Source organism: Clostridium sp. CTA-6, assembly GCF_054768115.1.
The window spans coordinates 14,790-27,867 of the sequence record NZ_BAAAAU010000002.1 but is presented as its reverse complement, the minus strand read 5'-3'; the positions used below and the strand labels follow the sequence as shown (position 1 = coordinate 27,867).

Sequence of the window (13,078 nt, the reverse complement as noted above, 5' to 3'; positions counted from 1 at the left end):
ATTGCCTCCAAATCCCAATATTTTATTTTTTCTTTAAACTTTATTAATATATTCTTAATAATTTTTCATTTTCTATATATTATAATTAAAATTTTTAAATTAGTCAAAGCGATTATTTTTAGAAATTAAAATTGACTGGAAAATTAATTATATTTTACTTAATATAGGAGATAAAATTCCTATTAAAGCACCTAATAATCCTCCCAACCAAGTTATTGCTTTTAACTCTTTGCTAGATATTTCCAATATTATTTCTTCAGCCAAATAAACATCAAACTCGTTTATTCTATCTTCTACAATACTAGCTATATCAAGGATTGATATAACCTCTTCTGCTTGGTTTTCTATGAATCTATTATATACATTTTTTACCATTTGGTAACTAGTATTTAATATTCCTTCTTCATTTCCTTGAGTTAATTCGTATATAGGTGTCTTCATAAAGTTTTCAATTATATCACTTATCAAATTATTAATTATAACTTCAAAATTTTCACTATCTATAAATTTATCTATAATACTATTTATAAATTTATATGGATCTATATTTATTTTTTCTATTATGTCATTTAAAGAACTTTTCCCCTGAATATGACTTTCTATTTTTTCTATTATTTCTAAAATCATCTCAGTATTTTGGAATTTTTCGCATAATATATCTACTGTTTCATCCACAATTACATCCTTATTGTTTTCTGGTATATTTTCTATAATATCCTGTAAATCTGTATCTAAGATTTTGTCTATACTTTTATTTACTAAAGATACCATTTCTTCTTTAGTTTCTTCCCTTTGTAAGTATTCTTCTAAAAATACAATTGTTTTATCTGATATAGCATTTATGTCTACAAACATTGACATAAAAGAATTTACATTATTATTTATAACTTCTTTTAATATATTTTTTAATTTATTTATATTTTCTTCTTCTTTAAGCATTTCATTTATGTAATTTGATAAATTATCTTTCTTTCTATAAACATATACTTTTATATTTGAACTAAAGTTACTAGGGATTATATCACCTATTTTTTTATTTAAAACTTCCTCATCCTTTATATTTTCTATGATTAAGCTTTTTAAAACATGTTTAAAATTATCTGACTTTAAATACTCATTTGTATTATTTATTAAACTTGCTTTTATTTGTTTATATATGTGATTATTAGTAATATGGTTACCATTAAGAGATAATATCTTATCTAACTTAATTTTTATAATTTCTTTCATTTTGTCTCTATTCTTTTCATTTTTTAAATTGTTAATAGTTAACTTACTTAAACTTGTTTTTAAAGCAGTTATAAAATACTCATATTTATAATCTAAAAACTCTTTAAATTTATCTTCCAAAGTTTTTTTTGTTGTGATTAAAGAATATACCTTTTGTCTTATCCAAATTTTAAGTCTGTTATTCATATTTTCACTACATAAAGACTTTACGATAATCTCACTAGATAATAAATGCTCTCCTATAGCATTACCTACACTTTTTGCTATTCTAGTTTTTTCTTTTGGAATAAGTCCTGGTGTAAATGGAACCTTCATACCGAATATTTTTTTTTCTTCATAGGGTCTAAATAACATCTTTATAGCTATCCAATTAGTAAGATAACCTATTATTCCACCTATTATTGATGCTATTAAAAATTTCATTTTTTCAAACTCCTCACTTTAATATTTTATGATAATATATTACAAAATAAATTATAAATTGTAAATTTACTACTTTCAATATATTATGTACCGAAAACAAAGCTGCTAACAAACTTTATTTGTCAACAGCTCAGTTCTTAATTTGATATAATTAGCTTTAATCCTTACCTTACTATATTTCCTTCTTCAATGTCTCCATCTATAGATGCTACAAATAACTCACTATCATCTTCTGTTGATGCTGCTAAAATCATTCCTTGTGACAATTCTCCTCTTAGCTTAACAGGCTTTAAATTAGCTACTAATACTACTTTTTTACCTATTAAATCTTCTGGTTTATAATATTTAGCTATTCCTGAAACTACCTGTCTTTCTTCTCCACCTAAGCTAACTTTTAATTTTAATAATTTTTTAGCTCCTTTTATAGGCTCACAGTCTAAAACTTTAGCTACTCTTAAATCTATTTTTTCAAAATCATCTATAGTTATTTCTTCTTTTATAGGTGCTATATTTTTAGCTTTGTTTTGTCTTAATTGTTCTTCTTTAAGTTTATTTAATTCATCTATTTTCTTTTCTATATCTATTCTTGGGAATATAGCTTCTCCTTTTTTAACCTTTGTACCTACTTTAGTTCCGTTAAATTCACTTAAACTATCCCAATTTAAGATGTCTGTATTTATCTGTTCATTTATTTTTATACTTGTTTCCGGTATAAATGCTGATATACATACTGATATTATTCTTAAACTTTCTACTAAATTATATAATACTGTGCCTAATCTTTCTTTTTTAGACTCGTCTTTTGCAAGAATCCATGGTGTTGTTTCATCTATATATTTATTAGCTCTTCCTATAAATGTCCATATTTCTTCTAACGCTTCTGGAATTCTTAGTTTTTCCATATTTTCTTCTACTTTTCTTGGAGTTTCAAGGGCTAATTTTATTAAATCTTCATCTATATCTTCTTTACAATTTCCCTCTGGTATTTCTCCATCAAAATATTTTTCTATCATAGCTACTGTTCTAGATAATAGATTTCCTAAATCATTTGCTAAATCTGAATTTATTTTTTTTATAAAAATCTCATTATTAAACATTCCGTCTGCGCCAAAAGGTATTTCTCGAAGAAGATAGTATCTTACAGGATCTGTGCCAAAATGATTTACTAAAACCACTGGATCCACCACATTACCTTTAGATTTTGACATTTTACCACCATCTACTAAAAGCCATCCATGACCAAATACTTGCTTTGGAAGAGGTATATCTAATGCCATAAGCATAATTGGCCAGTATATAGTATGAAATCTTAATATATCCTTACCAACTAAATGCACATCTGCTGGCCAATATCTTTTATATAATTCATCCTTTTCTGTATTATATCCTAATGCTGTTATATAATTAGCTAGTGCATCTATCCAAACATATATTACATGCTTTTCATCAAAAGTCACTGGTATTCCCCAATCAAAAGATGTTCTAGATACACATAAATCTTGAAGACCAGGTTTTAAAAAATTATTTATCATTTCATTTTTTCTTGATTCCGGTTGTATAAAATCTGGATGAGATTCTATATATTCTATAAGTTTTGGAGCATATTTTGACATTTTAAAGAAATAAGCTTCTTCCTTTGCTTTTTCTACAGGTCTTCCGCAATCTGGACATTTTCCTTCTACTAATTGAGTTTCTGTCCAAAAGGATTCACAAGGTGTGCAATACCATCCTTCATATTCACTTTTGTATATATCTCCCTTATCATACAATGTTTTAAATATTTTCTGTACTAATTCTACATGATAATCATCTGTTGTTCTTATAAATTTATCATAATCTATATTCATCATTTTCCATAGGTCTTTTATTCCCGCTACTATTTCATCTACATAAGCCTTAGGTGTAACCCCTTTAGCCTCTGCTAATCTTTGTATTTTTTGTCCGTGTTCATCTGTACCTGTTAAAAACATTACATCATAACCTGTAAGTCTTTTAAATCTAGCTAAGGTATCCGCAGCTACTGTTGTATAGGTATTTCCTATATGAAGTTTAGCTGATGGATAGTATATAGGTGTTGTTACATAATAAGTTCCCTTTGACATTCTTAGTCCTCCTTCATCTTTATAATATAAAAACCTCTATATAAAACTCTTAGTTTTATATAGAGGCGTAAATTTCGCTGTACCACTCTAATTCACCTTTACTTCACAGTAAAAGTCTTAATAAGTGACTTCATATATATGTTATCACTTTACAATATAACGGTTGTTACCGTGTTATCCTACTATACTTCAGACAACCTGCTCTGGAGCCATATTCGTAAGTTTCCATATCATCGGCTTTCACCTTATCCGACTCTCTTTAGATATCTTCACTTATTACTCTTTCCTTCATAGCATTTAGTATAATCATAGGGTATAAATAAGTTTCTGTCAATATATTCATTATATTTATATATTATTATTTCTATAATACACAAAATTATTCTAATATATCAATAATTTCTTCTATATCTTTCATAGCTTCATATAACTTTTCCTTTTGCTCCAAAGATAAATTCATTATTTTTTCTTCTATATTATCTACTTTACCTTTTATTTCTTTATCTATCAAATTTATTCCTTTTTCTGTTAAACTATAAAAAGTATTTCTCCTGTCTCTCTCATCCACTTCTCTATAAACCAATTCCTCTTCCATCATTCTAGTTAACATTATACATAAACTAGATGTAGACACACATATATATGTACTTAACTTTTTTAATGTTATTTTTTTATTCTTTTTTAAAATAAATAATGTTACAAACTGTTGCTCTGTTAATTTTAATGTAAAATTTAAATTTAAATATTCCCTAGTTTGTTTTTTCATAGTAATCATAAATTTTATGAGTTCTTTTGATAATTCCGTATTATCCATTTGTATCCTCTTTCACTTTATATTAGCTTTAAATTATGTTATTTTTGATTAATTCATCATATTTTACCTTAATAGATTTTAAGTCCTGCCAAAATAATTTTTTCTTAGACTCATCTCTAAATAAAGCTGCTGGATGAAAAGTTGCCATAATATGATATCCTTTTCTTTCTATCCATTTTCCCCTATCTCTTGTTATTCTAAATTGCTCTCCAATAATATATTTCAAAGGAGTTGCTCCTAAACAAACTATAATTTTAGGTTTTACTAATGCCACTTGATTCCTTAGAAAGGGTAAACACTCCCTAGCTTCTTCTTCTTTAGGTGTTCTATTATTTTCTGGTCTACATTTGCAAACATTACATATATAATAATGTTCATCTCTTTTAAATTCTAATGCTAACAATGCTTTAGTAAGTAACTGCCCAGCTTTTCCCACAAAAGGTTTTCCTGTTCTATCCTCATCTGCTCCTGGAGCTTCTCCTATAAAAATAATAGGTGCATTTATATATCCTTCTCCAAATACCATATTAGTTCTATCTTTAACTAAAGGGCATTTGTTACAATTAATACATTCATTATATAACTGAGACCACTTTAGCACTTTTCTCACCTCTATTTCTATACATTATATTTTAGTTTAATTTTATCATATAAATATATCTTTATTAACTATATTGCTTTATTTCATAGTATAAGTTACTATTAAATTGCCAATATTTTCGAGTGGGGGAATTTTATTGAAAATTAATAAAGAAAATATAAAAACTGTACTATCTTTAGCTCTCCCTGCGGTTGGAGAGATGATTCTATATATGATGATATGGGTTCTTGATACTATGATGGTTGGACAATATGGCGGCCAAATTGCTGTAAGTACTGTAGGATTAAGTTCTGAAATAATATATACTTTTACAAATATATTTATAGCTGTTGGATTATCTATTGGTATAACTTCTATAGTAGCTAGAAGCTATGGAAGTAAAGATTTACCCTTAGCTGAAGAGTATGCCTCTATAGGATTATTTATAGGAATGTTAATAGCCTTTTGTATTTCCATTATACTATTTATTTTTCCTAAAGCCATTCTTAGCCTTTCTAATGCTAAAGAAGCTGTATTGATAAATGGAACAATATATATGAAAATAGTTTCTCTAGGAATATTTTTTAGTATGCTAACTAGCCTAATGAATTCTATAGTTAGGGGATATGGCAATACCAAAACCCCTTTATTTATATCCATATTAATTAACATAGTAAATTTAACTTTAGATTATGGACTTATATTTGGCAAATTAGGATTGCCCGAATTAGGAATAAAAGGTGCTGCTATAGCAACTTCTATAGCTAACCTATCTGGTTTTATATTTGGTATATACTATTTATTTACTAAATCTAAAATTAAACCTAAAATAAAGTATATTAAAAATATTAATATAAACCGTTTAAAATACTTAATAGGATTATCTATTCCATCATCACTTCAAGAGGCTTCATTAAGTGTAAGTAAATTAATTAATACTTTTATGATAATGCATTTAGGAACTGTAGCTTTTGCATCTAATCAAATAGCTCTTACTGTAGAATCTATATCCTTTATGCCTGGTTGGGGTTTTGCTGTAGCAGCAACTACATTAACTGGTCATAAAATAGGCGAAAAAAATATTGAAAAAGCTAAAGACTATTCACATACTTGCGCATTATTAGGGATTTGTATAATGGGAATAACCGGTCTTATTTTTCTTATATTCCCATCATTTATAATAAAATTATTTATAACAAGTTCTGAGAAACAAGTTATCGCTTTAGGTAGCCGTTGTCTTATGATTGCTTCTTTAGAACAAATTCCTATGGCTATATCAATGATTTTAGGTGGATCATTAAAAGGATTTGGAGATACTAAAACACCATTTTTAGTTTCCTTTATTTCCAGTTGGCTTCTTAGACTCCCTTTAATGTTCTATTTTATATATATAGTTAAATCTTCTGTAACCTATATTTGGTGGATAACTTCTATTCAATGGATATTTGAAGCTGTATGCTTAACTATATTTTTCAGAAAAAAATTTAATAAATAAAAATTTACAAAAACACTTTGAATTGAAGTACATATCAAATCTTAGCTTTTATATAATGATTTAGATACACTCCAAAATTCAGAGTGTTTTTATAATATTATATTAGTAACTAATACGGCCATTATTATAGCTACCATATCTGCAAAAATAGCAGCCCATAATGTATGTCTTATTTTTTTTATTCCAACAGCTCCAAAATAAACTGTTATTGTATAAAAAATAGTTTCTGTAGATCCCATTATAATAGATGCCATTTTACCCACATCGCTATCTGGACCAAACTGTTTTAATATATCTGCAAATACCCCTAAAGCACCACTTCCTGATAAAGGTTTTATTAAAACTAAAGGTACTAATTCTCCTGGCAATCCTATTAAATTTGATACTGGTCTTAAAACATTGATCAAACAATCTAAAGCTTTAGACTCCCTAAAAACAGCTATGGCCACCATCATGGCAAGAAGATATGGAAATATTCTAATGCATATACTTACACCATCCTTAGCTCCCTCGACAAAGCATTCATATACTTTAACCTTCTTAACCATTCCATAGGCTATGATTAAAAGTATAATAATAGGAATTATGGCTTTAACTATATAATTCACAAACTTCCTCCTTTAAAAATACTTTTGTAATACTTTACAAAAAATCACTCCACAAAAGGCTGCTGTGGATGTAACTATTATAGCTGGTATTATTATTTCACCTGGGTTTTTAGACCCCATGGCTGCTCTTATAGATATAACAGTAGTTGGCACTAGCTGTATGCAAGCAGCATTCAAAACCAAAAATAATGCCATATCATTACTAGCTTCCTCTTCTCTTACATTTAATCTTTTAAGTTCCTTCATAGCTTTTATTCCAAAAGGAGTTGCAGCATTAGAAAGTCCCATCATATTAGCTGTTAAATTCATTGTTATAGCACCTAAGGCTTTATTGTCATTCTTACTATCTTTAAATATAAGCTTTAAAATAGGTTTTATAAATTTAGCTATTTTATCTGTTAACCCACTTTCTTCTGCTATTTTCATAATTCCGCACCATAGGCTCATAACCCCTACCAATCCTATAACTAACTTTACAGTTGAATTTGTAGATTCTATTATAGATTTTGATAATTGTTCTCCGTTACCTGAAAACACTCCAAAAATTATTCCTACTAAAAATATAATTCCCCATATAATATTTACCATAATACCTCCTTTTAAAAACAAAAATATATTTAATATATATGATATATTTGTTTAAATAATAATTGTTTTGTTATATCATTAAATTATTATATTAACAAAAATAGTTTAGGAGGCTTTTCATGACTTTAAGAGAAATTATGAAATATATAGAAAGCGAATTTTCTATTATAAATAAAACCCCTTGTGATATATGTGGTGGCAACTATTTAACCAAGGATTTATCTATTAACTTACTAGATTCTATTCCTTATGATATTTGTGATTGTATTTGTTCTAATTGTGGTCACGAAAAAATTTTTAAATTTTATGCTCCATTTATAGATGAATCTAAAAAAGAAAATTATTCAAAAATAATAAATTAAATATTTATAAAAAGATTATTATCAGAAAATTATATTACCTGGGAAATATAAACTATTATATTATTTTACTAATAATTATCCATAACCAAGAAACTTTTTAACAGAAAATTTTCCCAATTAATTTGAAATTAAACAATACAAATAAAAGCTATGAAATATAGGGCTTATATAATGTGCCCTATATTTCATAGCCTTGTGTATTTGAAATAAACTTTATTATTTATAAAATTTTATAAACTATATTCCCAATAAAATCCAAAAATTCAAAAGTAAATATTAACTTTTATTATAATTAGGATTAGTTATTCTATCTTTAAAATTATCAATACCCTTTAAAGAACTAATATAAACCCTATTTAAAGTATAGATACCATCTTGTTTATTAGACCATCCTCCCTGAGTAGTAAATGCCATTTTATACCCAGCATCTTTAGCCGCTTTTATAGATTCTTCATTCCACTTACCATAGGGATAAGCTATAAAATCTACTTTATGATTTAATATTTTTTCTAAATCATCCTTAGATTTTTTCATAGTTTGTAACTGCTTTTCATATGGTAAATCATCTAGCTTATCATGATTATATGTATGGCTAGCTATTTGTATACCCGCTTCATCCATTTCTTTAATTTGTTCTGAAGTTAAAGTACGTTTATCCTTATCTATATTACTAGTTACAACAAATACAGTAGCATTAAGTCCTAATTCTTTTAATATTGGGTATGCATTAGTATAGTTATCAACGTATCCGTCATCTAGTGTTATAACTATAGATTTCTCTGGAATAGGTTTGTTTTTTTCTAAGAAATTATATAACTCATTTAATGTTAATGTAGTATATCCATTATCTTTTAAATACTTCATTTGCTCTTTAAATTGTTCTTTAGGTAGTCTTAATTCATTTCCCTTTTCATAATCAATAGAATGATACATAAGCACAGGTATAGATTTGTTATTATATATAAGTGGCCCATTAGTAAATGTTCTTATATCACTTTCTTTAACAGATTTTTCTTGTTTTTTTGATTGTGCTTTATTTTTATCAATATTATTAGTATCTACATTGCTATTCTTTCTGCATCCACCAAACAATACTGCTATAATCATAATAAAAGCAAAAAGAATTAAACTTTTCTTGTTCTTCAAAAACTCACCCTCTTATAAGAATATTTGGTAATTTTAATTATATCATATATGTTGTTAATTATTAAGATTTAAAACTTTGTGGATATATTCTTAATTTAAAAGTGAATACTTTTTTAAAAGTATATATTATATTATAATCTTATACATTATATATATAGTTATCAACATTATCCACAGATAGCCTGTATATAACTTGTGTTTTTATTGTTGATTCAGTTGATATTTATAAATTTACTTATAAATATCATCCAATCACTGATTTTTATTACTATTTTTGTAAGTTTATATTTTTATAAATTTAAACTTCATTAATATTATCCACATATTGTGCGTAATTTGTGGACAACTTATACTATTCTGAATATAATATTATTAAATAAGAATATAAAATTTGAAATTGTTTCAATTTTCTTAACATTTGTTAAATTTTATGTTATTATAATAATGAGGATATTTATGAAAGGTCGTGTATATATGGGTAAAAAAATTATTTATGTAAATTTCAAAAAAAGAGTAGTATCCAATAGCTATAAAAGGCCTTTCTTGTTATTTATGCATAATTCTTTACGTAAAAAGCTTTTATTTTTTTACAATAAACATCTTAACAAATCAATAAAATTAATATACCATAAGAAAAATGATAATAAAAATATATCTTAAGGTGCAACTTTGTTGCACTTTTTTTTAAAGTATATATTATTATATATATAATATTAAGTTATTGGAGGTTTTTTAATGAGAATAGGATTGGGATACGATGTACATAAACTAGTTGAAAATAGGCCACTAATAATAGGTGGTGTTACCATCCCCCATGATAAAGGTTTACTAGGTCATTCTGATGCAGATGTATTAATTCACGCAATTATGGACGCCTTATTAGGAGCTGCAGCATTAGGTGATATAGGTAAGCACTTCCCTGATTCCGATAAAAATTTTAAAAATATATCAAGTCTCTTACTTTTACCTAAAGTTAAAAATTTAATAGACAAAGAAGGTTATAAAATTGTAAATATAGACTGTACTATAATAGCTCAAAAACCTAAAATGCTTTATCATATAGATTCTATGAAAAAAAATATTTGTAAGTGTTTACAATTAGATAATAATATGTTAAATATAAAAGCTACTACAGAAGAGGGGTTAGGTTTTACAGGTAAAGAGGACGGAATCTCTGCTAATGCTATTTGTCTTTTAGATTAAGACTATAAATTTAAAAATATTAAATTTACTAAAAATATAAGAGTTCACCTTAACTTATAAGTGAACTCTTATTTAAATTTATATTCTATCTAAGGTCTTTTCTAAATAAAGGCATAGACATACATCTTGGCCCGCCCCTTCCTCTGGATAATTCAGATGACGGTATAGTTAGAACCTCTACATTATTTTTATCTAATATTTCATTGGTTACATAATTTCTTTCATAAGTTATAACCTTACCTGGTGAAATAGCTAAAGTATTTGAGCCATCATTCCATTGCTCTCTAGCAGATATAATTTTATCTCCACCACCACAACGAATAACTTTTATATCTCTTTTTAAATATTTAGATAAAATTCCCTCTAAACTATCTATCTCTTCCTTAATTACAAGTTCCTTAGTTTTTTCATCATAAGTTATAGCATTTACTTTAAGTGTTCCTTCTATTTCTCCATGGACTGTGAATTTATTATGATCTAACATAGTAAACACTGTGTCTAAATGCATAAAAGCTCTTATTTTAGGTATATCAAACATTAGTATAACTTTAAAGCGTTCTCCTGCTTCAAATATCTTTTTAGCTAACTCCAAAACTGCTTCGCTATCTGTTCTCTCGCTATGTCCTATAGCTATAACTTCATCAGATAAAACTAGCTCATCTCCACCCTCTATACAATGCTTTCCAGTTCTATCATACCATAATGGTATATCTGAGTCTTTAAATTCTGGATGATATTTAAAGATATATTTTGCAAACATAGTTTCTCTTCTTCTTGTTTTAGTTCTCATAGCATTAATAGTTACACCTTTACCCATGGATGCGAATGGATCTCTTGTAAAATATAAATTAGGCATTGGATACATTAAAAAAGGATATTCTTCCTTTGATTCATCTATTCCTAACTCTTTTTTCCTTAAACCAGCCATGATTCTACAAACTAAGTCTTTTTCTTTCATGGATTCTAAATATTTTTTTATATTTTCTACATATTCTTTATTTTTAGTACCACTTTCTTCTATAGCTTCCTCTATAAACTTTTCTCTAATTTCTTTGTTTTGTATAACCTCTGCTGCTAAATCCTCTAAATATAAAACTTCAACATCATTATTTCTTAATGTATTAGCAAAAATATCGTGTTCTTCTTGTGCTACTTTTAAATAAGGTATGTCATCAAATAATAACGTTTCCATATATGCCGGAATTAAATTTTCAATTTCTTCTCCTGGTCTATGAAGTAACACTGTTTTAAGATCTCCTATTTCTGAATACACATGAATGTTTCTTTTTGCATTCATCTCTTTGTGCCCCTTTCAAGTTGATATTTATACTTACTATTATTTTTGTATTAATTCTTAAATATATGTTAATAATTATTTGATAAACTGTCAATATTATGAATATTCTCTAATAATGTATAAATGATAAATTATACATAGAACATTGAATTACATTTTTTGTCTATATAGCATATTTATAAACTTAAAATCATTTAGATTTATAAATATATACTTATCTACATTTTTTTGCATTATTTGAAAAATATCTATATTTCTAAATAGTATAAATATAAATATTTCTTGTATAAAAGAATAAAAAATTTTTTTTATGAATTAATATACTAATGATAATTATAATCTAATCATTATAATCATTTTTACAAAAATAAATCACTTAAAAAGCTATTATTAAGGATTAATAATGGCTTTTTAAGTGATTTATAAAAATATACAAAAATTATTTATTCTTCATAATCTAATTTATTATCAATTTTATTAGTGTAATCATTTACTATCTTTTTAACTAATTTTTTTATAGCACTAGCTTGACATATTAAAGTCATTACTATTAAAAATATAGTTATTCTACTTTCTTCATCACTATCTAATTCTAGTTTTGTTATTATATCTTTTAATTTATCTTCATCAAAATGCTGTCTAGCTACAAAGTCTTTAAAACTATCTTTTTGTATATCTGAAAATATCTTGTATGCATTTTCCCAAGATATTATATCATCACCTCTATCATTTATTTCATTAAAAGCTAATGTAAACACATTCTTTATTTCCTCAGTAGTAAGTAATGGCCTCATATAACTTAATAACACTAATTGAACTAAATGAAGCTTAGTATATCCTCTCTTCTTACCATCATGCGGTTTTGATATTACCTCATTTTTAATGTAATTTTGAACAATATTATTTGTATAATCTTCCTCTTCAAATTTATCATTCAAATAATCAATTACTTGTGATAAAAACAAATCATATTTAGGAAAATCTTCATAATCTACTATTGTATTATTAGATATTTCTTTTGCAAGCTTGTTTATATACTTTATTTTTTCTAAATTTTCATTTTCCATCTTATTGTTATTTCCCACCTTTAAAGACCTCCAAGCATACTTAAGTTTACCCTAAAGTATATTAAATTAAACTATAAAATTTAATATTATTAGTATAAATTTTTATTCTCTTTTAAATTGTATTTTTATAGATATGTATGTTATCCACATTTTATCAATAGTT

At 25.9% G+C, this 13,078-nt stretch carries 11 protein-coding genes, 1 pseudogene and 1 other annotated feature; of the genes and pseudogenes, 3 read left to right on the top strand and 9 right to left on the bottom strand.

The window, feature by feature from the left end; translation table 11 throughout:
* Positions 1-147: 147 nt before the first annotated feature.
* The 4 genes and pseudogenes from ACYUDJ_RS03465 to ACYUDJ_RS03450 form a co-directional block, all read right to left on the bottom strand.
* The gene (locus ACYUDJ_RS03465; RefSeq protein WP_003488000.1) at positions 148-1,653 is read right to left on the bottom strand and encodes a DUF445 family protein; all 1,506 of its coding nucleotides are present in this window, start codon (positions 1,651-1,653) and stop codon (positions 148-150) included.
* Positions 1,654-1,817: 164 nt separating this feature from the next.
* A pseudogene (gene metG / locus ACYUDJ_RS03460) lies at positions 1,818-3,767 on the bottom strand (methionine--tRNA ligase); the annotation flags it as partial.
* A 46-nt stretch (positions 3,768-3,813) separates the two neighbouring features.
* Positions 3,814-4,056: a binding site (T-box leader), on the bottom strand.
* Positions 4,057-4,134: 78 nt separating this feature from the next.
* On the bottom strand, positions 4,135-4,569 hold the full coding sequence (locus ACYUDJ_RS03455) for a MarR family winged helix-turn-helix transcriptional regulator (RefSeq protein WP_003488002.1): 435 nt from the start codon (positions 4,567-4,569) through the stop codon (positions 4,135-4,137).
* A 28-nt stretch (positions 4,570-4,597) separates the two neighbouring features.
* Positions 4,598-5,170, bottom strand: a complete 573-nt coding sequence (locus tag ACYUDJ_RS03450) for a uracil-DNA glycosylase (RefSeq protein ID WP_042385976.1) — start codon at positions 5,168-5,170, stop codon at positions 4,598-4,600.
* A 136-nt stretch (positions 5,171-5,306) separates the two neighbouring features.
* On the opposite strand from ACYUDJ_RS03450, the gene ACYUDJ_RS03445 reads away from it, so the two are divergent.
* The gene (locus ACYUDJ_RS03445; RefSeq protein WP_042385978.1) at positions 5,307-6,644 is read left to right on the top strand and encodes an MATE family efflux transporter; all 1,338 of its coding nucleotides are present in this window, start codon (positions 5,307-5,309) and stop codon (positions 6,642-6,644) included.
* 89 nt (positions 6,645-6,733) lie between these two features.
* On the opposite strand, the gene ACYUDJ_RS03440 is transcribed toward ACYUDJ_RS03445, so the two are convergent.
* Positions 6,734-7,252 carry a spore maturation protein gene (locus ACYUDJ_RS03440; protein WP_043030892.1) on the bottom strand — a complete coding sequence of 173 codons (519 nt, stop codon included), beginning with the start codon at positions 7,250-7,252 and terminating at the stop codon, positions 6,734-6,736.
* A 12-nt stretch (positions 7,253-7,264) separates the two neighbouring features.
* Entirely contained in the window at positions 7,265-7,840 is a 576-nt protein-coding gene (locus tag ACYUDJ_RS03435; protein ID WP_003488006.1) for a nucleoside recognition domain-containing protein, read from the bottom strand.
* Between the two features lie 119 nt (positions 7,841-7,959).
* Here ACYUDJ_RS03435 and ACYUDJ_RS03430 point away from each other — a divergent pair, with 119 nt between their 5' ends.
* Positions 7,960-8,202: a hypothetical protein gene (locus ACYUDJ_RS03430; protein WP_003488007.1), complete on the top strand. Its 243-nt coding sequence runs from the start codon at positions 7,960-7,962 to the stop codon at positions 8,200-8,202.
* Between the two features lie 276 nt (positions 8,203-8,478).
* On the opposite strand, the gene ACYUDJ_RS03425 is transcribed toward ACYUDJ_RS03430, so the two are convergent.
* Positions 8,479-9,348: a polysaccharide deacetylase family protein gene (locus ACYUDJ_RS03425; RefSeq protein ID WP_080333471.1), complete on the bottom strand. Its 870-nt coding sequence runs from the start codon at positions 9,346-9,348 to the stop codon at positions 8,479-8,481.
* A gap of 735 nt (positions 9,349-10,083) precedes the next feature.
* Between ACYUDJ_RS03425 and ispF the strand changes: the two genes are divergently transcribed.
* Positions 10,084-10,551 (top strand): 2-C-methyl-D-erythritol 2,4-cyclodiphosphate synthase, encoded by a 468-nt coding sequence (ispF, locus tag ACYUDJ_RS03420; protein WP_043030890.1) that lies wholly within the window; start codon positions 10,084-10,086, stop codon positions 10,549-10,551.
* Positions 10,552-10,636: 85 nt separating this feature from the next.
* Here ispF and arcA read toward each other — a convergent pair whose 3' ends face one another.
* Together arcA and ACYUDJ_RS03410 are read right to left on the bottom strand one after the other, a co-directional pair.
* Complete coding sequence (gene arcA / locus ACYUDJ_RS03415) at positions 10,637-11,848, bottom strand: arginine deiminase (RefSeq protein ID WP_043030888.1); 1,212 nt, start codon at positions 11,846-11,848, stop codon at positions 10,637-10,639.
* Positions 11,849-12,291: 443 nt separating this feature from the next.
* Positions 12,292-12,915 (bottom strand): DUF1836 domain-containing protein, encoded by a 624-nt coding sequence (locus ACYUDJ_RS03410; RefSeq protein WP_042386447.1) that lies wholly within the window; start codon positions 12,913-12,915, stop codon positions 12,292-12,294.
* Positions 12,916-13,078: the final 163 nt, after the last annotated feature.

Bases quoted from the DNA above. Each gene is read 5' to 3' on its own strand.
- ACYUDJ_RS03455 (WP_003488002.1), bottom strand. From the start codon at position 4,569: ATGGATAATACGGAATTATCAAAAGAACTCATAAAATTTATGATTACT.
- ACYUDJ_RS03430 (WP_003488007.1), top strand. From the start codon at position 7,960: ATGACTTTAAGAGAAATTATGAAATATATAGAAAGCGAATTTTCTATT.
- ACYUDJ_RS03435 (WP_003488006.1), bottom strand. From the start codon at position 7,840: ATGGTAAATATTATATGGGGAATTATATTTTTAGTAGGAATAATTTTT.
- ACYUDJ_RS03410 (WP_042386447.1), bottom strand. From the start codon at position 12,915: ATGGAAAATGAAAATTTAGAAAAAATAAAGTATATAAACAAGCTTGCA.
- ACYUDJ_RS03465 (WP_003488000.1), bottom strand. From the start codon at position 1,653: ATGAAATTTTTAATAGCATCAATAATAGGTGGAATAATAGGTTATCTT.
- arcA (WP_043030888.1), bottom strand. From the start codon at position 11,848: ATGAATGCAAAAAGAAACATTCATGTGTATTCAGAAATAGGAGATCTT.
- ispF (WP_043030890.1), top strand. From the start codon at position 10,084: ATGAGAATAGGATTGGGATACGATGTACATAAACTAGTTGAAAATAGG.